This window comes from Mesorhizobium sp. BHbdii (genome assembly GCF_053848045.1).
Map to the genome: position 1 here is coordinate 249,655 of NZ_JBSPKX010000004.1, position 22,168 is coordinate 271,822.

At 63.5% G+C, this 22,168-nt stretch carries 19 protein-coding genes; 9 read left to right on the forward strand and 10 right to left on the reverse strand.

Translation table 11 applies throughout. The annotated features are described in order from the left end of the window. The first annotated feature begins 44 nt into the window (after window positions 1–44). Window positions 45–308 carry a DUF6460 domain-containing protein gene (locus ACWTU8_RS21840; protein WP_455849794.1) on the forward strand — a complete coding sequence of 88 codons (264 nt, stop codon included), beginning with the start codon at window positions 45–47 and terminating at the stop codon, window positions 306–308. 92 nt (window positions 309–400) lie between these two features. Here ACWTU8_RS21840 and ACWTU8_RS21845 read toward each other — a convergent pair whose 3' ends face one another. After that, window positions 401–1,303: a histone deacetylase family protein gene (locus ACWTU8_RS21845; RefSeq protein WP_455849795.1), complete on the reverse strand. Its 903-nt coding sequence runs from the start codon at window positions 1,301–1,303 to the stop codon at window positions 401–403. Between ACWTU8_RS21845 and ACWTU8_RS21850 the strand changes: the two genes are divergently transcribed. Continuing rightward, complete coding sequence (locus tag ACWTU8_RS21850; RefSeq protein WP_455849796.1) at window positions 1,247–2,767, forward strand: MATE family efflux transporter; 1,521 nt, start codon at window positions 1,247–1,249, stop codon at window positions 2,765–2,767. The two genes, ACWTU8_RS21845 and ACWTU8_RS21850, sit on opposite strands and share 57 nt — an antisense overlap. A gap of 12 nt (window positions 2,768–2,779) precedes the next feature. Here ACWTU8_RS21850 and ACWTU8_RS21855 read toward each other — a convergent pair whose 3' ends face one another. Both ACWTU8_RS21855 and ACWTU8_RS21860 read right to left on the reverse strand, forming a co-directional pair. Then, window positions 2,780–3,856, reverse strand: a complete 1,077-nt coding sequence (locus ACWTU8_RS21855; RefSeq protein WP_455849797.1) for a quinone-dependent dihydroorotate dehydrogenase — start codon at window positions 3,854–3,856, stop codon at window positions 2,780–2,782. Then, complete coding sequence (locus tag ACWTU8_RS21860; protein WP_455849798.1) at window positions 3,853–4,203, reverse strand: DUF952 domain-containing protein; 351 nt, start codon at window positions 4,201–4,203, stop codon at window positions 3,853–3,855. The genes ACWTU8_RS21855 and ACWTU8_RS21860 overlap by 4 nt, the downstream gene beginning before the upstream one ends. A gap of 170 nt (window positions 4,204–4,373) precedes the next feature. On the opposite strand from ACWTU8_RS21860, the gene ACWTU8_RS21865 reads away from it, so the two are divergent. Further along, window positions 4,374–4,811, forward strand: coding sequence for a hypothetical protein (locus tag ACWTU8_RS21865; protein WP_029356777.1), 438 nt, complete (start codon window positions 4,374–4,376; stop codon window positions 4,809–4,811). A gap of 122 nt (window positions 4,812–4,933) precedes the next feature. Next, the gene (locus tag ACWTU8_RS21870; RefSeq protein ID WP_127209508.1) at window positions 4,934–5,593 is read left to right on the forward strand and encodes a response regulator transcription factor; all 660 of its coding nucleotides are present in this window, start codon (window positions 4,934–4,936) and stop codon (window positions 5,591–5,593) included. Between the two features lie 131 nt (window positions 5,594–5,724). Here the strand turns inward: ACWTU8_RS21870 and ACWTU8_RS21875 are convergent, their stop codons facing one another. Further along, entirely contained in the window at window positions 5,725–9,210 is a 3,486-nt protein-coding gene (locus ACWTU8_RS21875; RefSeq protein ID WP_455849799.1) for a PAS domain-containing hybrid sensor histidine kinase/response regulator, read from the reverse strand. A gap of 231 nt (window positions 9,211–9,441) precedes the next feature. On the opposite strand from ACWTU8_RS21875, the gene mscL reads away from it, so the two are divergent. Then, entirely contained in the window at window positions 9,442–9,864 is a 423-nt protein-coding gene (mscL, locus tag ACWTU8_RS21880) for a large conductance mechanosensitive channel protein MscL (protein ID WP_455849800.1), read from the forward strand. Window positions 9,865–9,975: 111 nt separating this feature from the next. After that, a complete protein-coding gene (locus ACWTU8_RS21885) occupies window positions 9,976–11,142 on the forward strand; it encodes a pyridoxal phosphate-dependent aminotransferase (protein ID WP_455849801.1) in 1,167 nt (388 codons plus the stop codon). Window positions 11,143–11,174: 32 nt separating this feature from the next. Here the strand turns inward: ACWTU8_RS21885 and hemA are convergent, their stop codons facing one another. Continuing rightward, a complete protein-coding gene (hemA, locus tag ACWTU8_RS21890; protein ID WP_455849802.1) occupies window positions 11,175–12,452 on the reverse strand; it encodes a 5-aminolevulinate synthase in 1,278 nt (425 codons plus the stop codon). Window positions 12,453–12,723: 271 nt separating this feature from the next. Between hemA and galE the strand changes: the two genes are divergently transcribed. The 3 genes from galE to ACWTU8_RS21905 all read left to right on the forward strand — a co-directional run bounded on the left by galE (window position 12,724) and on the right by ACWTU8_RS21905 (window position 16,902). Continuing rightward, entirely contained in the window at window positions 12,724–13,719 is a 996-nt protein-coding gene (gene galE, locus ACWTU8_RS21895; protein ID WP_287088322.1) for a UDP-glucose 4-epimerase GalE, read from the forward strand. Between the two features lie 102 nt (window positions 13,720–13,821). After that, window positions 13,822–15,072 (forward strand): D-amino acid dehydrogenase, encoded by a 1,251-nt coding sequence (locus ACWTU8_RS21900; protein ID WP_455849803.1) that lies wholly within the window; start codon window positions 13,822–13,824, stop codon window positions 15,070–15,072. Window positions 15,073–15,075: 3 nt separating this feature from the next. Continuing rightward, window positions 15,076–16,902 (forward strand): alanine racemase, encoded by a 1,827-nt coding sequence (locus tag ACWTU8_RS21905; RefSeq protein ID WP_455849804.1) that lies wholly within the window; start codon window positions 15,076–15,078, stop codon window positions 16,900–16,902. Here ACWTU8_RS21905 and ACWTU8_RS21910 read toward each other — a convergent pair whose 3' ends face one another. Genes ACWTU8_RS21910 through ACWTU8_RS21930 form a run of 5 tightly spaced genes read right to left on the reverse strand, consistent with a single transcriptional unit; the run spans window position 16,903 to window position 22,100 of the window. Continuing rightward, entirely contained in the window at window positions 16,903–18,273 is a 1,371-nt protein-coding gene (locus ACWTU8_RS21910) for an FGGY-family carbohydrate kinase (protein ID WP_455849805.1), read from the reverse strand. Then, window positions 18,270–18,587, reverse strand: a complete 318-nt coding sequence (rhaM, locus tag ACWTU8_RS21915) for an L-rhamnose mutarotase (RefSeq protein WP_455849806.1) — start codon at window positions 18,585–18,587, stop codon at window positions 18,270–18,272. Before rhaM ends, ACWTU8_RS21910 begins: the two co-directional genes overlap by 4 nt. Further along, the gene (locus ACWTU8_RS21920) at window positions 18,587–19,588 is read right to left on the reverse strand and encodes an ABC transporter permease (protein ID WP_455849807.1); all 1,002 of its coding nucleotides are present in this window, start codon (window positions 19,586–19,588) and stop codon (window positions 18,587–18,589) included. The genes rhaM and ACWTU8_RS21920 overlap by 1 nt, the downstream gene beginning before the upstream one ends. Then, on the reverse strand, window positions 19,585–20,562 hold the full coding sequence (locus tag ACWTU8_RS21925; protein WP_455849808.1) for an ABC transporter permease: 978 nt from the start codon (window positions 20,560–20,562) through the stop codon (window positions 19,585–19,587). The genes ACWTU8_RS21920 and ACWTU8_RS21925 overlap by 4 nt, the downstream gene beginning before the upstream one ends. Continuing rightward, the gene (locus tag ACWTU8_RS21930; protein WP_455849809.1) at window positions 20,559–22,100 is read right to left on the reverse strand and encodes a sugar ABC transporter ATP-binding protein; all 1,542 of its coding nucleotides are present in this window, start codon (window positions 22,098–22,100) and stop codon (window positions 20,559–20,561) included. The genes ACWTU8_RS21925 and ACWTU8_RS21930 overlap by 4 nt, the downstream gene beginning before the upstream one ends. Between the last annotated feature and the right edge of the window lie 68 nt (window positions 22,101–22,168).

Below are 22,168 nucleotides of genomic sequence, written 5' to 3' on the forward strand. Positions count from 1 at the left end.
TGGACCTGTGCCCGAATCGGGGCAACCGAATCTGGAGACACGCCTTGTCCGCACTGACGCGCTTTCTCGGCGATTCGCCGCTCCGGGTGTTCCTGAAGCTGCTGGTGGTATCGTTCCTCGTCGGCCTAGTCATGAACGCATTCGGCTGGTCGCCGATGGATGTGCTCTACGGTGTCCGGAATTTCTTCGTCGATCTCTGGAATCTGGGCTTTCGCGCCATTGACCGTTTTCTCGGCTATATCTTGCTGGGCGCGGCGATTGTCATTCCGGCCTTCATCCTGCTCAGGATCGCCAGCTATCGGAAATAGAGCATGGCCCCGAGCCGAAGGTCGGTGTAGCAAAAGTGGACCGGCTTTTGCTCCGCTGACCTGTGGTTCGGCAGGGAAATCCTAGAAGGTCGTCAGGCGAACCCTGACGCCACTTCGAACAGGATGGAATGGCGCGCGGCGAGGGCCGCCACATCAGTCGAATAGCCGCCGCCGATAACGCCGCAGACCGGGATGCCGAGCGCGCGGAAATGACGGATCACCATGTCGTCGCGGGCGCGCAGCCCCTCGTTCGACAGTGACAACCTGCCAAGCCGGTCCTCGGCATGAACGTCGACCCCGGCATTGTAGAAAACGATGTCCCAGCGCGCCTTGGCGGTGAGTTCCGGCAGGACGCCGCCCAAACTTTCGAGATAGGCCGCATCGCCGGTGCCATCGGGCAGAGCGATGTCGAGGTCGGAAGCGATCTTTCGCGTCGGATAGTTGCGGTCGCCATGCATGGAAAAGGTGAACACGCGCCGCTCCTGGCCAACAATATCCGCCGTGCCGTCGCCCTGATGCACGTCGAGATCGACGATCAGGATGTTGCCGGCGGCAGCTTCGGCAAGCAGCACCAGTGAAGCCACGGCAATATCGTTGAAGGTGCAGAAGCCGGCGCCTTGCGCGCGCCGCGCATGATGGCTGCCGCCGGCGGTATTGCAGGCGATGCCGTTCAGCAACGCCAGCCGCGCTGCCAGCACGGTGCCGCCCGTTGCGAGCTGCGCCCTGAGCGAGACGCGCGGGCCCACCGGAAAGCCGATCTCGCGCTCGATTTTTTCAGGCACTTCGCAGGCCAGCACCTGGTCGACATAACCGGCGGCATGGGCAAGCTTCAGCCATGATGCCGGCGCCGGTTTGGGCACGTTGAGAGCGGCGGGGCCGGTCAGTCCGCGCGCGCCCAAGGCTTCCATCAGCAGCTTGTATTTGCTCATGGGGAAGCGATGGTTGACTGCGAAGCCGGCGTCGTAGTCGTGATGATGAACGATCTGCAGGGGCATTTGGGTGGTTTACGGCGGGTGCGCCAGAGGCGGGTTTCGGTTGGCCGTGGCGGGATGAGCGGTTGCGCGGCGTCCGGAATCTGGGCCACATCGGCTGTTCGATCAAGCCACGATGGGAAGCGGGTCCTGGATCAGGTATCAGCAGCGGCCAACGGCCGGTCTTTCGTCGTCACCAACCGCTCGGTGCTCGCCATCGCGGTGCCGATGACGCTTGCCTATCTGACGACGCCGCTGCTCGGCGTCGTCGACACGGCCGTGGTCGGGCAGTTGGGCGACGCTGCCCTTCTCGGTGGTCTGGCGGCGGGCGCCCTGGTCTTCGACGTCGTCTTCACCTCCTTCAATTTCCTGCGTTCCGGCACCACAGGCCTCGTCGCCCAGGCGCTCGGACGCGGCGACGAACTGGAGGAACAGGCGGTGTTCTGGCGCGCCGTGCTGATCGCGGTCGTCGCCGGCATTGTGCTTGCCGCCCTTGCGCCACTGGTCGCCATCGCCGGACAATGGTTCATGAGCGCCGAGGCGCGCGTCAGCGAGGCGATGGTAGTCTATATCCGCATCAGATTGCTCGCCGCACCGTTCTCGCTGATCAACTACGCCATCCTCGGCTATGTGCTGGGGCGCGGCGAGGGCGGGCTGGGACTGATGCTGCAATTGGTGCTGAACGGCATCAACATTGCGCTCTGCATCCTGCTGGGGCTGGAACTCGGCTGGGGCGTCGCCGGTGTCGCCTGGGCGACTGTCACCGGTGAATTCGTCGCCATGCTGCTTGGCCTGGCGATCATCGGCCGGCGTTTCTGGGCAGCGCCCCGGCTGCCGCGCCATCGCATCCTCGACCTGTCGGCATTCCTGCGCATGATGTCGCTCAACCGTGACATCATGATCCGGTCGTTTTCGCTGCTCGCCGCTTTCGCACTGTTCACTCGCCAGGGCGCGCAATTCGGCACGGTGACGTTGGCCGCCAACGCGGTGCTGATGAACTTCTTCCTCATCGCCGGCTATTTCCTCGACGGTTTCGCCACGGCGGCCGAACAGCTCGCCGGGCGTGCCGTGGGCGCGCGTGCCGCGATGCAATTCCGGCAGGCGGTGCGGCTGACCCTGTTCTGGGGCTTCGGGCTGGCGGCCGCGGCGACGCTCGTCCTTTTGCTGGGCGGTACTGATCTGGTCGCCCTGATCACGACGTCACAAGATGTTCGCGCCGTTGCCGACAACTATCTGGCCTGGGCGGCGTTCACCGCGCTCAGCGGCGTGCTGGCGTTTCAGATGGATGGCGTCTTCATCGGCGCGACCTGGTCGCACGACATGCGTAACATGATGCTTTTGTCGTTCCTTGTCTTCAGCGCGGCCTTGCTCATCCTGGCGCCGGCCTTCGGCAATCACGGCCTGTGGGCGGCGCTGCACGTCTTCCTGCTGGTGCGCGGCTTCAGCCTGCTTGCCATTTTGCGCGTGCGGATGCGGACTGCGTTTTAGAGCGGCTTCGGGTTAGAGCGGCTTCGACGCCCATTGATCGAGGCTGGTATCGCGCAATTCGCGCAGCGACTTGAGCCGTTGCATGTCCGCGAACCGGACCATCCCGCCAAGAATGCGGCCCGGTAGTGCCGGCCCAGCATAGATCATGCCGGTGTAGAGCTGGACGAGATCGGCGCCGGCGCGGATCTTTTCCAGCGCCGTCTCAATGGAATCGACGCCGCCGACGCCGATGATGGCGCGGTCCGGGCCAAGCAGTTTGCGCATCTTTGCCAGCACGATGGTCGAGCGCTCGAACAACGGTTTTCCCGAAAGCCCACCGGTCTCGCCGGCAAGATCGGCGCTGCGCAGCCCCGGCCGCGCGATGGTGGTGTTGGAGACGATGAGGCCGTCTATTGCCTTCTCGGTAACCTCGGCGGCGATATCCTCCAGCTCGGCCTCGGCCAGGTCCGGCGCGATCTTGAGGAAGACGGGCGGCTGCGCTGCTGCTGCCGTACGTGCGGCCATGACGCGCGACAGGAGCTCGCCAAGCTGTTCACGGGCCTGCATGTTGCGCAGACCCGGCGTGTTCGGCGAGGAGACGTTGACCGTCAGGTAGCTGGCGTATGGCGCAAACCTGACAACGCCGCGTTCATAGTCACTGACGCGGTCGGTGCTGTCTTTGTTGGCACCGATATTGACGCCGACGATGCCGGCGCGGCCCTTGCGGGCAGCAAGCCGTTCTTCGGCAGCCTGGTGACCCTCATTGTTGAAGCCCAGCCGGTTGATCACCGCTTCGTCCGATGTCAGCCGGAAAATGCGCGGCTTCGGGTTGCCGGCCTGCGGCCGCGGCGTGATCGTGCCGACCTCGGCAAAGCCGAAGCCGAGGCCAAGCAGCGCATCGGCAACCTCGGCGTTCTTGTCGTAGCCGGCAGCCATGCCGAGCGGATTGGGGAAGTCGATGCCGCAGACGCTGACTTTCAGCCTGTCGTCGCGCACGGGTCTCCCGGCTATCGGCAACCCGCATTTCAGCGCGGCGATCGACAGGCCGTGGGCTGCTTCCGGATCGAATGCGAACAGGAATCTCTGGCCGAGCCGGTCGAGCACGTTCATTCGGCCTCCAGCGTTGGGAATTGGTGCAGGCCATCGGTGCCGAGCGGCAACGGTTGCACCCAGACAACGGCCTTGAGGTCGAGCGGGCCGTAAAGATGCGGGAACAGCGCACCGCCGCGCGAGACCTCGTATTTCAGCAAATCACCCAGTTTGGCGCCATCGATGGCGACCAGCAGCAGCCCGGTCTGGCCGGCAAAGTGTTTTGCCGCCGTTTCCCGGGCCTGGCCAGCGGTGGAAAAATGGATGAAACCGTCGGCGACATCGATCGGCGCGCCGGTGAAGCGGCCATTTCTTTCGGCCTCGCGCCACAACGCTTCAGGTACTATCTTGTAGATAATCTGAGACATGGTTGCGCTATAGTCCGAACCAACCATACGGGGAAGAGGCAAGCAGGTTTCCGGAAAAGTGTCACACGGTTTTCCGACAAAAATCTGCGTTAAGGCAAAGGCTAAGGATTCTTCCCCATTTCCGGCGCAAACATGCGATAAATTGCGCTTACTGGCCCATGGAGGACAATATGCGTCCGCAGCACGTCTTGATTCCCGCAGCGCTCGTCTCGCTTGTCGCGGCATCGGCCTTTTCTGAGGAAGCCGACCGATACCGGCTGGAAAAGTCGGCCACCGGCTATGTCCGCATGGACACGCAGACCGGTGCGATGTCGATCTGCGAGGAGCGTTCCGGCCAGCTCGTCTGCAAGATGGCGGCCGATGAACGCGCCGCCTTCCAGGACGAGATCGACCGGCTGCAGAATTCGGTAAAGGCGCTCGACCAGCGCGTCGTCAAGCTCGAGAACTCGCTTGCCGCCCGCTTTGAGTCGACATTGCCCAGCGAGGAGGATTTCAACAAGACGATGAGCTACATGGAGCGCTTCCTGCGCAGCTTCATGGGTATCGTCAAGGACATGGAAAAGGACAGCGGCGAGGATGGCGCCAAGCCCAATTCACAAAAAACCTGAGCACCATTCACCGTGGGAACCCGGCGCATAGGCTTGCCGCTTGAAAACGGCTGATATCGCCGCATAATCGTTCGACTGATCCCGTAAGAAGCAGACAATCAGTGGGATTCGGGGAGGGCCATGTGCCGTCAGGCTACACTTTCGTCATCGCTGACGATCATCCGCTTTTTCGCGGCGCGCTGAGAGAGGCGCTTGCCGGCATCGGCAATGTCGCCGGCATTCACGAGGCCGGCGATTTCGAAAGCGCCAAGGCGCTGGTCGTGGCCAATGAGGACGTCGATCTGGTGCTGCTCGACCTGTCCATGCCGGGCGCGAGCGGCCTTTCCGGTCTGATCTCGCTGCGCGGCATCCACCCGACGGTGCCGATGATGGTGGTGTCGGCGCATGACGATCCGGTGACCATCCGGCGCGCGCTTGATCTCGGCGCTTCGGGTTTCATCTCCAAATCGGCCAGCATGGAGGAAATCCGCAGCGCCGTGCAGTCGGTGCTTGCCGGCGACATCGCCGCGCCCACGGGCATCGATCTCGGCGTCGAGCGCGATCCCGAGATATCCGATCTGATCAAGCGGCTGCAGACGCTGACGCCGCAGCAGACGCGCGTGCTCGGCATGCTGGGCGAAGGGCTGCTCAACAAGCAGATCGCCTACGAACTCGGTGTCTCCGAAGCGACGATCAAGGCGCATGTCTCGGCCATTTTGCAGAAGCTTGGCGTCGACAGCCGCACCCAGGCGGTGATCCTGCTCTCCAAGATCGGCAGCGACCCGCTGCAGGCAGCCAGCTGAGCTAGAGCATTTTGCAGCCAAGTGGAATCACTTGACGTTGCATAAATGCGGCTCAAACAGATAGATAGAACGGGATGCCCGTTCAATTGAACGCATCCCGCTCTAGCATCCTGGTCAACAGATTATGACCGTTACTCGGCCGCGGACGCCAGCGGCCTGACCCTCGCCATCATCGAGCGCAGCACCGCTGGTTTGAGGGGCTTATTGATCACCGGCACGTCGAGCCTGCCAGCGGTGGCGCGCACCTCGCTCGAGCGGTCGGCCGTGACCAGCACGGCCGGCATGTCCTGGCCGTGGATCGCACGCAGTTTGACGATGGCGTCAAGGCCGGTCTCGCCGTCGAGATGGTAGTCGGCAAGCACGATGTCGGGGCGATGCATGACGGACCCCTCGAGATCCCCCGAGCCGGCAAACGTGTCGACGCTGCAGCCCCAGCCTTCGAGCAGCAGCCGCATGCCGTCGAGGATGCGGGCGTCGTTGTCGATACAGAGCACTCGGAGCCCGACAAGCGAAGCAGCAGTGCGGACCGGCGCCTTCGCCTCGACCTCGCGCCGCGGCTGCACTGCCGCGACCGGCAGGATGACGGAAAAGCGCGTGCCCTTGCCCGGGCTTGAAAAGATCCGGAGTTCGAGGCGCAAGACCCGAGCGATGCGGTCGACGATGGAAAGGCCGAGCCCGAGGCCGTCAGCTTCGCGCGCACCCTCGTCGAGCCGGGTGAATTCGTGAAAGACCGTGTTCAGCTTGTCGGCGGCAATGCCGATGCCGGTATCGATCACCTGGATCTCGGCCAGTTCTCCGCGACGCCGCACACCGACCAGGACGCGGCCATGGCGGGTGTATTTGATGGCATTGGATACGAGATTTTGGATCAGGCGGCGCAACAGATTGCGGTCAGTCGTCACGCTGAGCGACGATGGCATGATCGTCAGGCTGAGTTTCTTCTCGGCGGCAAGCGGCTGAAAGTCGTTGCCGATCTGGCGCAGCAGTCCGTCCAGGCTGAAGGCCGTATCGTCCGGTTTCATCGCACCAGCGTCGAGACGAGAAATGTCGAGCACCGCACCGAGAATAGTCTCGACCGATTCCAGCGAGGATTCGATGTTGATCGCAGCCTTGCCCGCAGGTCCCTTGCCGGCCTTTTCGATCAGCGACGAGCAATAAAGACGAGCAGCGTTCAGCGGTTGCAGGATGTCATGGCCGGCGGCCGCGAGGAAGCGCGTCTTACCGAGATTGGCCTCCTCCGCCAGCATCTGCGCCTGGGCCAGCTCCTCGTTGACGCGGGTCAGTTCGACGGTGCGGTTCTTGACGCGCTGTTCGAGCGTTTCATTGGCGCGCTTCAGCGCCAGATCCTGCTCGACGCGTCCGGAGATGTCGGCATAGGTGGCGACGATGCCGCCGTCCGGCATCGGGTTGGAGCGCAATTCCAGGATCCGGCCGCTGGTCTTCAGCTCCATCTGCCACGGGCTGACGAAACTGGTGAGACGGTTGAGCATTGTTATCCGCTGGTCTGCCGGAATGTCGCCACGCTCGGCAAGGTGGCGCAGGATGCGATCGAGCGAGACGCCGACCTGGCCCATTTCGTCGGGCAGGTCGAACAGCGCCCGATATTGGCGGTTCCAGCAGATCAGCCTGAAATCCCTGTCGAAGACGGTGATCCCCTGTTCCATCTGGTCGAGCGCGATCTGCAGCAGGTCACGGTTGTGCTGCAGCGCCTCGGTGGCGTCGTCGAGCAGGCGGAAGGCGTCCTTGGCTTCGCGGTCGTTGCGGCGCAGCAGCAGCGACAGAATCAGCCGCGCCGAGGAGGAACCGACGGCACTTGCCAGAAGCTGCTCGGAGAAGCGGATGACGTCCATGCTGGCCTGCTCGTTGCCGTGCAGCGAAGCGCCGTTGCTCTTTTCGAACGACTGAAAGGATCGTTCGGTGCGTTCGACGCCGAGGTAACGCGCGATGGTGTCCTTCAGGTCGTTGACGGTAACGGTGGTGCGGAAGCGGCGCAGGCTCGGCATCGGGCTCGCCTCGCGCGGCACGAAAATCGATGCCTGGATGCGCTCCAGCGGCACCGACGCGCGCGACAGCGAGCCGAACACGAAGAACAGCGTGTTGACCGACAGGCTCCACAGGACACCGTGGTTCAGCGGCTCGGCGACGGTGCCGAACAGCGCTTGCGGCCGCAGCGCTTCGAAACCGAACAGGCCGTGCACGACGATGCCGGTATCGGACGCGGCGAGCGAAGGAAGCAGCAGCGTATAGCTCCACACGACGATGCCGGCGACCATGCCGAGTGCCGCCCCCCTGCCATTGGCGCCCCGCCAGATCAGTCCGCCGATCAACGCCGGCGCGAACTGCGCGATCGCGGCGAAGGACATCAGGCCGATAGAGGAGAGCCGCGCGTTGTCGGTGCTCTCGCGATAGTAGAGGAAGGCGATGAACAGCATGATGAAGATCGCCGCCCGTCGCACGTTGAGGATGAGCGCTGACCAGTCTTCGTTCTCGGACGTCGTGGTCTTGAGCAGGCGACGCACGAACAGCGGGATGACGAGGTCGTTGGAGATCATGATCGACAGCGCGACGCTTTCGACGATCACCATCGCGGTCGCTGCCGACAGGCCGCCGATGAACGCCGCCATGGCCAACACATCGTGACCGCTGAGCAGCGGCAGCGACAGGACATAGAGGTCGCTGCTGGTCCTGGTGCCGACCAGCGCAAGGCCGGCGAGCGCAATCGGCAGCACGAAAAGGTTGATCGCCACCAGATAGAGCGGAAACACCCATGTGGCGGTGCGCAGCTCGGCCTCGCTGCGGTTCTCGACGATGGTGACGTAGAACTGTCGCGGCAGCATGATGATGGCGAAACCGCTCAAACATGTCAGTACCAGCCAGGTGGCGAGCGACGTGCTGTAGCCCATCGCCTGCCGCACTTGCGTATTCTCGGCGAGCTTGTCGACCATATCGCCCGGGCCGCCGAAGACCAGGAAGGTGACCATCAGGCCGATCGCCAGGAAGGCGGCGAGCTTGACCACGGTTTCCACCGCTACCGCCAGCACCAGACCATCCTGGTGCTCGGTGGCGTCGGCATGGCGCGTGCCGAACAGAACCGCAAACAGCGCAAGCAGCATGGCGACGACCAGCGAGATGTCGCTGACGAAGGGATCGAAGGAAGGTGGCGAGCCGGTGTAATGCTCGACCATCAGGCTGACCGAGCCGGAAATCGCCTTCAGCTGCAGCGCCATATAAGGCACCGCGCCGATCGTCGCGATCAGCGTGGCAATCGCTGCTACGGCAAAACTCTTGCCGTAGCGGGCGCCGAGGAAGTCGGCAATCGAAGTGATCTTCTCTGTCTTGGCCAGCCTGACGATGCGCCGAAGCAGCGGAAAGCCGAACACGAACACCAGCACTGGGCCGATATAGATGCCGAGGAATTCAAGGCCGCGCTCGGAGGAAAGGCCGACCGAACCGAAGAACGTCCAGGAGGTGCAATAGATCGCCAGGCTGAGCGCATAGATGAAGGGTCGGGCCCGGTCAGGCCCGGATGTCGTTGAGCGCCGGTCGCCGAGGCTGGCGATGACGAACAGCAACGTCACATAGGCGATCGCGATGATGACGATGAACCAGCCCTGCACGGCCCGATAATCCTCCCTTGCCCGTTTTGCATCCGGCCTGCCGAGACGCAATCACAGCTTGGCGATCAAGTCCATCGCGGCTTTCGGCGCAGGATAGCTGCGGCTTCGGGAATTTTGCCGGCGGAAACGGTGTTTTGTCCATGCTGCAACCGCAGGTTTTTGCTATTGTGCCAGTGGAGCCAACGAGCGGGCGAGGACGGCGGCCTGGCCCGTCAGAACAAGGAGGGTCGAATGCTGAAAGAATTCCAGGAATTCATTTCCCGGGGTAACGTCATGGACCTGGCGGTCGCCGTCATTATCGGCGCTGCCTTCAGCAAGATCGTCGATTCACTGGTCAATGACATTATCATGCCGATAATCGGGGCGATTTTCGGCGGACTCGACTTCAACAACTATTTCCTGCCCTTGTCCTCAGCCGTCAACGCCACATCGCTGGCGGAGGCCAAGAAGCAGGGCGCAGTCTTCGCCTATGGCAGTTTCATCACCGTCGCGCTGAATTTCATCATCCTCGCCTTCATCATCTTCCTGATGGTCAAGGTCGTGAACAATCTGCGCAAGCGTCTGGAGCGTGAGAAGCCAGCTGTGCCTGCGGCCGCTCCGCCGGCCGATGTTGCGCTGCTCACCGAAATTCGCGATCTCCTTGCCAGGAAATAGCCCGAAGACAGATTCCCTGGACCAAAACCCCGGTCGATTTCGGCCGGGGTTTTCTGTTTTCGCCTGTCGCAAAACGCGCTAGCAGTCCAGAAGACGAAAACGGATCTATCCATGACCCTGATCGAGAATTTGCGCGCCGAGGCCCGGGCCGCGCCGGAAAGCGGCATTGTCGCCGTTATGAACCGCGGCCGCGACCGCGACGGCATGATCCCGCTCTGGGCCGGCGAGGGCGATCTGCCGACGCCCCCCTTCATCACCGATGCCGCTGCCCGGGCGCTCGCCGGCGGCGAGACCTTCTATACCTGGCAGAAAGGCATCCCCGAGCTGCGGCAGGCGCTCGCCCGCTATTACGTCAGGCATTTCGGCAAGAGCTTCGCCGAGGAAGAATTCATCGTCACCGGCTCGGGCATGCACGCTATCCAGCTGGCGCTCGATGCCGTCGCCGGGAAAGGGGACGAGGTCGTCTATCTGTCGCCGGCCTGGCCGAATTTCGCCGCAGCCGCCGGCGTGGCAGGCGTCGTCCCGGTCGCTGTCACGCTCGACCAGTCCGGCAATGGCTGGTCCTGCGACATCGGCAAGATCGAGGCGGCGATCACGCCAAGGACAAAGGCGCTGTTCGTCAACACACCGTCCAACCCGACCGGCTGGATCGCCGACAGGGAGACGCTGCAGGCGATCCTCGATCTTTCCCGCGAAAGGGGGCTGTGGATCATCGCCGACGAGATCTATTCGCTGTTCCACTACGGCGATAGTCGCGCGCCCTCCTTCATCGACATCATGGCCGACGAGGATCGCATCCTGTTCGTCAACAGTTTTTCCAAGAACTGGGCGATGACCGGCTGGCGGGTCGGCTGGATCAAGAGCCATCCCTCGCTGCAGCAGGTATTCGAAAACCTGGTCCAGTATTCGACCTCAGGCGTTGCCCAGTTCATGCAGCGCGGCGCGGTCGTCGCCCTCGATGAGGGTGACGCCTTCATCGTTGAGCAGGTGGAGCGGGCGAGGGCGGCGCGTGACCTGGTCTGCGGTATCCTGGCTGCGACCGACAGGGCGCGCTTCACCGTGCCGCAAGGCGCGTTTTATCTGTTCTTCGCAGTCGACGGCATCACCGATTCACGCGCCGCCGCCTTCGACATCGTCGACCGCGCCAATGTCGGTTTGGCGCCCGGAACCGCATTCGGTCCCGGCGGCGAAGCCTTCCTCAGGCTGTGTTTCCACCGCCGCCTCGACCAGCTCGAGGATGCGGCGCACCGGCTGGCGAAGTGGATGACGAGTATGTGAGTTGCCTTCGATCCCGAGTTGAAACTCGGGGATCAGCCGCCGGACTTCGGCACCAGCAACGGAATGACGCGGTCGCTTTCCCTCACCGAAGGCCGGCCCGCAGAACCGTAAGAGATACCCAAAGCATCCCAAGTCTCAACCAGCGCATCCTGAAGTTCCGCGATCAGGTGATCCGAATGGAACGGCGTCGGTGTAATGCGCAGCCGTTCGGTGCCGCGCGGCACGGTCGGGTAGTTGATCGGCTGGATGTAGATGCCGTGGACGCCGAGCAGGCGGTCGCTGGCCATCTTGCAGAGCTCGGGATCGCCGACGAGCAGCGGCACGATGTGGGTAGCGGAGTCCATCACCGGCAGGCCGGCGGCGGTAAGAACCTGCTTGGTCCGCGTCGCCTGGCGCTGCTGCGCGTCGCGTTCGGACTGCGAGCGCTTCAGATGGCGGATCGACGTGGTCGCCGCGGCGGCGATGGCCGGCGGCAGCGCCGTGGTGAAAATGAAGCCCGGCGCATAGGAGCGCACGGCATCGATCACCGCATTTGTGCCGGTGATATAGCCGCCGAGCGTGCCGAACGCCTTGGCCAGCGTGCCTTCGATGATGTCGATACGGTCTGCCAGCCCTTCGCGCTCGGTGATGCCGCCGCCGCGCGCTCCGTACATCCCGACGGCATGGACCTCGTCGATATAGGTCATGGCGTTGTAGCGCTCGGCAAGATCGACGATCTGCTTGATCGGCGCGATGTCACCATCCATCGAATAGACGCTCTCGAAGACAATCAGCTTGGCGCGTTCGCGGCCCGCCGCCTGCAGCAGGCTTTCAAGATGCGCAACGTCGTTGTGACGAAAGATCTTCTTCTCGGCGCCCGAACGCCGCACGCCCTCGATCATCGAGGCGTGGTTCAACTCGTCCGAGACAATCAGGCAGTTGGGCAGAAGCCGTGCAATGGTCGAGATCGAGGCTTCGTTGGAGACAAAGCCCGAGGTGAAGACGAGTGCGGCTTCCTTGTCGTGCAGGTCGGCCAGTTCCAGTTCGAGCTCGACCAGCGGATTGCTGGTGCCGGAGATGTTGCGGGTGCCACCGGCGCCAGATCCCATCTTGCCGGCGGCGTTCTGCAGCGCAGCGATGACGTCTGGATGCTGGCCCATGCCGAGATAGTCGTTGGAGCACCAGACAGTGATTTCGTGGGCGCGGCCGTTGGCGCGCCAGATGGCGCGTGGGAATTTCCCCACGATGCGCTCGAGGTCGGCGAAGATGCGGTAGCGACGCTCTGCATGGAGCTGGTCGATCGCGTCTTCGAAGAAACGCTGATAGTTCATTTCGGCATCCCAGTTTTGCGTGGGATCATAATCATTGCCCTATTCGACGTCCACTTGGCCTTTTTGGTCAAAATGCCACGCCCCAAGCCTGTTCCTAACGACCACGGATCATGGCCTATTCCCTTGATGTGCATGAATTTTGTTTCAGGACTATGCCACGCGCCGATGAGACTGGTTACCGCAGGCACTAATGCTACTAATGACCTAGCGGCAGGCTTTCCAGTAAGGTGTTGAGACAGTTTCCGATAAATCTTGAGCAGCGAGGACGCGGATGACGGTTTTGGTGACAGGCGGCGCCGGCTATATCGGCAGCCATATGGTCTGGGAGCTGCTGGATGCGGGCGACAGCGTTGTCGTCCTCGACCGGCTTTCGACCGGTTTCGAGTGGGCGGTGGCGCCGGAGGCAAAGCTCGTTGTCGGCGATGTCGCCGACAAGGAGCTGGTCGGCTCGATCATCCGCGACAACAAGGTCGACGCGATCATCCATTTTGCCGGCTCCATCGTGGTTCCCGAATCGGTTGCCGACCCGCTCGGTTATTACGAGAACAACACCTGCAAGACGCGCACGCTGATCGAGACCGCAGTGCGCGAAGGCGTGCCCAATTTCATCTTCTCCTCGACCGCCGCCGTCTATGGCGGCGCTGGGCTGGAGCCGGTGCGTGAAGATGCCCGCCTTGCACCGGAATCGCCCTACGGCCTGTCCAAGCTGATGAGCGAATGGATGCTGCGCGACGCCGCAATTGCCTATGGTTTGCGCTATACGGCGCTGCGCTACTTCAACGTCGCCGGCGCCGACCCGAAGGGCCGCACCGGCCAGTCGACGCCTGGCGCCACGCATCTGATCAAGGTCGCCTGCGAGACGGCGCTCGGCAAGCGACCCCTTATGCAGGTGTTCGGCACCGACTATCCGACGCCAGACGGCACCTGCATGCGCGACTATATCCATGTCAGCGATCTGGCGGTGGCTCATCGGCTGGCGCTGGAACGCCTGCGCGCCGGCGGGACAAGTCTCGTCGCCAATTGCGGCTACAGCCACGGCTATTCGGTGCTCGAGGTGATCGACAGCGTGCGGCGCGTCTTTGGTCATGATTTCGAGGTGCGGATGGGCGAGCGCCGTCCGGGCGACGCCGCAGCGGTAGTCGCTAATTCGGAGCTGGCGCGCCGCGAACTCGGCTGGACGCCGCAGCGCGACGACCTCGACCTGATCGTCGCCGACGCGCTGGCCTGGGAGCGCATTCTGACCGGCAAGAATTCGTCGCGGGGCTGAGACCAAAGTTCTTAGCTCGAAAGCTCCACGCAGAAGCGCTATTGAAGGAGCTGCGCGGCGCAGCGTAGGCGCATTTGGCCGCGTGTGACTTTGGGGGGCGGCATGAGAATATTGGTGCTCGGAGCCGGTGTGGTCGGCACGGCGGCCGCCTATTATCTGGCGAGCGACGGCCACGAGGTGACCGTCATCGAGCGCCATCCGATGGCGGCGCGCGGCACCAGCCAATCGAATGCCGGGCTGGTGTCGCCGGGCGACGCCACCGCCTGGGCCTCGCCCGCTGCGCTGAAGACGTTCCTGCGCGCGCTTTACAACCACGATCTCGGCATCAAGGTGCGGCTGCGCTTCGATCCTTATTTCTTCGCCTGGAGCCTGCGCTTCCTGCGCCAGTGCACGCGAGCGCGCCTGCGCGCCAACACCGATATCAAGCTGCGCCTGGCGCTCTATTCGCGCGACTGCATCAACGCCATCTCTGCCGACACCGGCATTCACTATGACGAGCGCAAGAAGGGCATTCTCTATTTCTTCCGCTCGCAGCAGAGTCTTGATACCGGCACCGACAATTACCGCTATCTCGCCGAGCACGGTCTGCCGATCGAGATCGTCGGCCGCGACCGGCTGGTCGAGCTAGAGCCGGGGCTTGCCGGGGCCAAGGATAAGATCGCCGGCGGCGTCTATTCTCCGATCGACCAGACCGGCGACTCCAGCCAATTCACGCAGAACCTCGCTGCCTATGCCGCCCAGAAACTCGGCGTGCAATTCCTCTACGGCACGACGGTCGAAGGCCTCGACATCGAAGGCGATCGGGTGCGCGCGGTGATGACCTCGGCCGGTCCGGTCGCCGGCGACGCCGTGGTCATATCAATGGGACCTGAAAGCGGCCTGCTCGGCCGCCGCTACGGCCTCGATCTGCCGGTCTATCCGGTCAAGGGCTACACCGCGACCGTGCAACTGGAGGACGAGAGCAAGGGGCCGACCATGGGCGGCGCCGACGAGGATCAGCTCATCGGCTATTCCAGGCTCGGCAACCGGCTGCGGCTCGCTTCGACAGCCGAGTTCACCGGCTTCGACCGCACCCACAAGCCGAGCGATTTCGCCGCCATGTTCAGGACTGGCAACGATCTGTTCCCGGGTGCCTTCGACGAGAACAAGGCCGAGCTCTGGGCCGGCTTGCGGCCGATGATGCCAAGCTCGGTGCCGGTCATCGGCCAAGCGCGCTACAGGAATCTGTACCTCGATACCGGCCACGGCCATGTCGGCTGGACAATGGCCTGCGGTTCCGGAAGATTCCTTGCCGATGTGGTCGCCGGCCGCAAGCCGGAGATCGACCCGCAAGGGCTGGTCTACAAAGGCTAGATCATGTCCGGACCGCAAGTCGCCATCGACCTTGGCCGCATCGAGCGCATTGCACGCACGATCGTCGACCGCTGCGCCCTGTCCGGCATCAAGGTCTTCGGCGTCACCAAGGGAACTTGCGGCATGCCGCAGGTGGCGCGAGCCATGCTCCGTGGCGGCGTCGCCGGCATCGCTGAATCGCGCTTCGAAAACATCCGCCGCCTGCGCGACAGCGGCATCAATGCGCCGATTATGCTGCTGCGCAGCCCGCCGATGGCGCGCGTCGAGGAGGTGGTCCGCACCGTCGACATCAGCCTGCAATCCGAACTCGCCACCATCCGCGAGCTGTCGCGTATCGCCGCGCGCATGGGCCGCGTCCACGACATCATGCTGATGATCGATCTTGGCGACCTCAGGGAAGGCATCTGGCCGAACGATCTCGTGCCCACTGTCGAGCAGATACTGGCACTCAAGGGCGTGCGCATCGCCGGCATCGGCACCAATCTCGGCTGCTTCGGCGCCATCATGCCGACGGAGGAAAACCTCGGGCAACTTGTCGCCCATGCCTACAAGGCCGAGCGTCTGTCCGGCGCAAGGCTCGACTGGATATCAGGCGGGGCGTCATCGTCGCTGACGCTGCTGCTCGAAGGCCGGCTGCCCGCCGGCATCAGCAATCTGCGGGTCGGCGAAGCAATCCTGCAGGGTGGCGTCGAAACCTTCCGCGAGACGCCGTGGGCCGAACTGGAACCCGATGCCTGCCGCCTGACCAGCGACATCATCGAGGTCAAGCTGAAGCCGTCGCGGCCGATCGGCCAATCCGGCTACGACGCTTTCGGCAACCAGCCGGTGTTTCCCGATGAGGGCGACAGGTTGCGCGCCATCGCCAATATCGGCCGCGAGGACGTTTTGATCGAAGGTTTGACGCCGGTTGCCAAGGGCGTGCGGGTGCTCGGCGCCTCCAGCGATCATCTGCTCCTCGATGTAACCGACGCCGACCCGCCACCCGCCGTCGGCGACCGTGTCGCCTTCCGCATTAGCTATGGCGCCATGCTGTTGGCGATGACCTCGGAATATGTCGAAAAGGCCCCGATGCACGATGTCGAGGATTTCTCCGGCCGCAAGATGGTGCAGATCACAGCCGAACCAGCGGCCGCCGGCATCCTCGCCAGGGAAGCGACCGGCGCCCGGCTGGAGGCGATGAATTTCGATGTCGTCGAGCTGGCCGATATCGACCGGCCGCCATCCGGCCTGGTCCGACTCACCGCCGGGAGTGACCGGCGCATCGCCCACAAGGCGCTGACGATGACCGCGCGGGCGACACACTCGTTTGGCCTGATCTGGATCGATTCCATCGCCGCGCTGATGCCCGAGGACGAAGACGGCATCGACCTGCCGGAACGTTCGGTGCTGGCGCGCGCGCTCGGACTCGATCACAAGCCCGGCGCGCTGCAGCCGCAATTGTCGCCGGAAAACGTCGTCATCGTCGGGCTGCGCCATGCCGATCCGGCCGAAGCCCGGGTGCTGAAGGATTCGCGCGTCTCCGCCTTCACCATGACCGACATCGACGCCATGGGCATGCGCGACCTGATGCACGAGGCGATCCGCATCGCCACCTCCGGCACGCAAGGCTTCCATGTCAGCTATTCGCCTGAGGTGACCGAATTCGCCGGCTGGGCGGCCGGCTCCGGCGGCATCACGGTGCGCGAAACGCATCAGGCGATGGAGGCCATCGCGCTGTCCGGCGGGCTGTTGTCGATAGATGTTTCCGGCCTGACAGAAGGTTTGGAACCGCGGATTGCGATAGACACCGTCAACTTCGTCATGTCGGCTTTCGGCAAGCGGATTTTGTGATCAGCCCCGCGCGTCGACCGCCGCGCGCCATGAGCGCGCATAATCCGTCCAGGCTGGGTCGGCCGGCGGTTCCATCCCTTCGCCTTTGCCTTGGACCGTTCTTTGGTCCGACGCTAGCAAGGCAGCGCCGATGCTGGTCCCGGTCGCAGCCTCGGACGCAATGACGGCACGCGCCGTCGCTGCAGCCAGCATCTGCGTGAAAAGCCGGTTGCGGGCGAACGGGCCCTCGACGATGATCGGACCGTCGGCACCGATCAGATCGAGGCAGGTCGCGGTCATCAGCGCCAGGTAGAAAGAGATGGCGGCAAAGCGCTGGCCGTTGTTGATGCCGTCGGCGTCGAGCCATGCGGCGGTGTGATGCGGGAACGGCCCCGAACCTTGTTGGGTCGAAGGCAGCAGGGATGTCTTCCCAGCGAGCACTGTGGCGACATCCTCTTCGTTCCAGCCTTCCGATTGGCCTTCCGTCAGCCGTGAAAATTCGCGACCCCCCATGAAGCGCGCCGATGGCACCGGATCACCGAGCGCATTGACGTTGACCAGCGTGTCGCGCGCCGGATCGAGCGCGATCTTGTTGCCGCCGACGGCCATCGACACCACCCAGGTGCCGGTCGAGACGACCGAGAAGGGCGGTCTGTCGGACAGGAGATGCGGCAGCAGCGAGGCATTGGAATCATGCAAGCCGCAAAACACCGCCGTCTGCGGATCGAGGCCGGTTCCCTTGGCAAGGGCGGACAAGATTGGGCCAAGGCGGTCCTTGGCCGGCCGCACCGGCGCCATCAGGCCGCGCCATTGCATCCGGTCGACGAGTGACGAAAAATCCGCTTTCCATGGGTTCCACAGATCGGTGTGGCAGCCGAGCGAGGTCACCTCGTTGGCGGCGACGCCGGTGAGGCGAAAAGCCCAGTATTGCGGATACATCAGGATCGCGGCGGCCTCGGCGAACTCCGCCGGGAAGTTCCTCTGCTGCCAGAAGAACTGCGCGCCGAGATTGAGGCCGACCGGCAGGCGCGGCGTACCCGTCTCGGCAAAGGCCGGACGGATCGCGTCATAGTCCTGGGCAAGGGCGTCGGGCCCGGTGAATTCATAGTCGAGCACCGGCAGCGCCAGCTCGCCGGCAGCGTCCACCAGCACGCCCGTCGCGCCATGGGCGGTGATCGATATCGTGTCGATGCGCTGTTCGCGATTAATCCCGGCGAGGCTGTCGACGATGAACGACCACAAAAGCTTGACATCGTGGTGCGGGTAGGGACCGTCGGCGACGGGCGCATTCGCCATGCGGCGCAGCGCGACTTCGCGCATGTCGGCGAGATCGACCAGCGCTACCTTGGCATTGGTCTTGCCGATATCGATGACGGCGACGTGGTGTGTCATTCCATATGGAACATGGTTTCCAGCGGCACCGCCACCGGCTCGTTATCAGGCTTGGTCTCCATGATGTCGGCCATTTCAGCCCACCAGCGCTGTATCACTGGGTGCTTCGGCAATTCATCCATGCCGTGGTCGTCACGCCGCCACAGCACGCCGAACAAGGTGTTGGTCTCTTCGTCGAGATGGATCGAATAGTCGAAAACGCCTGCCTGCTTCAACAGCGCCACCAGCGACGGCCAGATGTCGTCATGGCGCCTTTTGTATTCGGCCTTCATGCCCGGATTGAGCTTCATCTTGAACGCGTATTTTTCGGCCATCAGGTGAAACGCTCCCGACGCACCCGCCGCCAGACGATCGGCAGCGCGATGACGATGATCAGCAGCAGGCCGATGAAGATCGACATGACGATGCCTGGCACGTTGAGCAGCCCCAAGCCAAAAGTCACCAGCCCCATGATGAAGGCGGCGAGCACGACACCCAGAATGCTGCCGGCGCCGCCCAGGATGCTGACGCCACCAAGCACCACCATGGTGATGACTTCCAATTCGTAGCCTTGCGCGATCGACGGTCGGGTCGAGCCGAGCCGCGAGGTGATCAGCACCGAGGCGATGCCGGCCATCAAGCCGGTCAGGCAGAACAGGATGAACTTGATGCGGCCGACGCGCACGCCGGAAAACTGCGCCGCAACCGGGTTGTTGCCGATGGCGAAGACGCGGCGGCCGAAGCTCGTCCGGTGCAGTAGGAACCAGTAGACGACCGCCGCGACGAGGAGCAGCGTCAGTTCGAACGACACCACCCACCAGACATAGCCTTGGCCGAAGAAGGCGAAGCTCGGGGGATAGCCCTTGTAGGCCTGGTCGCCGAGGACGATGAAGGCGATGCCGCGAAACAGGCTCATCGTGCCGATGGTAACGACGATCGACGGCAATCCCAGCCTGGTGACGAGCAGCCCGTTAAAGGCGCCGCAGCCAAGCCCGACCACGATGCCGATCGCCACCAGCACCGGCGTGCCGGCGCCGGCCTGCACCGCCATGCCCATCATCGTCGAGGCCAGCGCAATGATGGCGGCGACCGACAGGTCGATTTCGCCGGAAATGATCAGCAGCGCCATGGCAAGCGCGATCAGCGCCTTCTCGGTGAAGTTGAAGGTCAGGTCAGACAGCGACCACGCGTCGAGGAAATAGGGCGAGGCGAAGCTGTTGACGGCAAAGATGGCGACCGCCACCGCGACCAGCAGCGCCTCCCATGAGAAGATCGCCGCGTTGAGCGGCTTGTCGAGCCGGTCGGGAATGTGGCGTGGGACTGGGGTGTCGGTCATGCCGCTTCCGCCTTTTTGAGGATGATGCGGCCTTGCCGACGTTCGCCGCGCGCATTGAGCACCACGGCCAGGATGATGGCGCTGCCCGAAATCGCCATCTGCCAGAAGGGCGAGATGTTGATGACCGGCAGCGCATTGGAGATGATGCCGAGGAACAGCGCACCGAGCACTGCGCCGCCGACCGAGCCGATGCCGCCGGCGATCGAGATGCCGCCGATGACGCAGGCGGCGATGATGTTGAGCTCGTAGCCATTGGCGACCTCGACCGAGGCGATGACGTAGCGCGAAATCCAGAGATAACCGCAGAGACCGGCGGCCATCCCCGAGATGCAGAAGACGATGAACTTGGTGCGGCCGACATCGATGCCGGCATAGACCGACGCCGTCGGATTGACGCCGATAGCGTAGATCGAGCGGCCGAGCGCGGTGCGCGTCATCACGAGGAAGAACAAGGCGATGACCAATATGGCGATCCACGACAGGACCGGGATGCCGAGAAAGGCCGCGCGCTGCAGGCCGATGAACTCAGGGCTCATCTGGTCGGCATTGACCCAGGCGCCGCCGGAGATGACGAAGGTGGCGCCGCGGTAGATGGTCAGCGTGCCGAGCGTCACCACGATTGACGGGATGTTCAGCCGCCATACCAGCAGGCCGTTGATCACGCCGAGCACCAGTCCGACTAACAGTGCGATGACGATCAGCAGCGGGATCGGGATTGCCGGATGCGCGGCGTTCAGCATCGCCACTACCATGCCGGTGAAGCAGAGATTGGACGCCATCGACAGGTCGATCGAGCGGGTCAGAATGACAACCATCTGACCCAGCGCCAGGATCATCAGGATCGAGGTGTCGTTGAACACCTGGCGCAGATTGGCCGGATTGGCAAAGCCCGGAAAGCGCATCGAGATCAGCCCGATCAGGACGACGATGGCGGCGAGCAGCCAGACTTCACGATATCTAGGAAGAGCCTTCATGCTGCGATCCCCGCTGCCGTCTTGACCAGCGTTTCCGCGTCGAGCCCCTTGTTGTCGTAGACCGAAGCAATGCGCCCCTCCCGCATGACGACGACGCGGTCGGACATGCCGAGGATTTCGGGCAGTTCGGACGACACCATGATCACTGACAGACCTTGCGCGACGAGCTCGGCCATGAAGCCGTGCACGGCGGCCTTGGAGCCGATGTCGATGCCCTTGGTCGGCTCGTCGAGGATGATCACTTTGGGGGCTGTCGCCAGCCATTTGGCGATGACGATCTTCTGCTGGTTGCCGCCCGACAGCGTGCCGACATCCTGGCTGAGCGACGAGGCGCGCAAATCGAGCCGCTCGGTGTAGGAACGGGCCAGTGCGAACTCCTCGGCCAGCCGCAACACGCCTGATTTGGACGTGCGCTTGAGTGAGGGCAGCGAGATATTCTGGAAGATCGGCAGGCCGATCACAACGCCTTGCTTGCCGCGCTCTTCCGGCACATAGACGATGCCGGCGTTGATCGAATCCGCTGCCGATTTCGGCACGATTGTCTTGCCTTCCAGCGTGATTGTGCCGCTGCTGGTGCGGGTGATGCCTGATATCGCCTGCATCACCTCGCTGCGGCCGGCGCCGACGAGGCCGTAGAAGCCGAGGATTTCACCTCTGTGCAGCTCGAAGCCGATGTCGTCGAACTCGGTCGGGTGCGACAGGCCCGAGACAGTGAGCACCGGCGCGCTGATCTCGGCCTTCCGCTGCGGAAAAATGTGATCGACGGCGCGGCCGACCATCATGCGCACAATCTGGCTCTGGCCGGCATCCCTGATCAGGCCTTCGCCGACCATTTCGCCGTCGCGGAACACCGTATAGCGGTCGGCAATGCGGTAGATCTCGTCGAACTTGTGGCTGATGAACAGGATCGCCTTGCCTTCGCTCTTCAGGAATTCGATGAGCAAAAAGAGCTCCTCGATCTCCTTCAGCGACAGCGCTGCGGTCGGCTCGTCCATGATGACGATCTGGGCATCGATCGACATGGCGCGGGCGACTGCGACGAGGTGCTTGTTGGCGATACCGAGGTCCTTCAGCCGCGCGTCGGCGTCAATGTGGCCGGCACCCATGGTGTTCAATACTTCACGGGCATTCTTGCGCATGGTGCGCCAGTCGATGGTGCCGAAGCGCGACCGCGGCGCATGGCCGAGAAAGATATTCTCGGCCACCGTCAGGTCGTCGAACAGCACGGTTTCCTGGTGGATGGCGGTGATGCCGTGCCCGAAGGCGGCATGAGCGCTGGGCAAGGTGACGGCCTGGCCGTCTATGCTGATGGTGCCCGCGTCGGGCTGGTAGATGCCGGTCATGATCTTGACCAGCGTCGACTTGCCGGCGCCGTTTTCGCCGATCAGCGCGGTCACCTGGCCGGGATAGAGCGACAGGCTGACATCATGCAGCGCGCGCACGCCGGGAAAACTCTTCGAGATACCGGACAGGGTCAGGCGCGGAGCCGGAGCCAAAGGCTGCTCGGTCGTCGGGTTGAGTTGGGCTGTCGTGTCCATAGTCGTATCAAGCCCTGCAGCAGGTCCGTTTGAGGACGCGGCGGAACCTCTGCCCCGCCGCGCCGGCT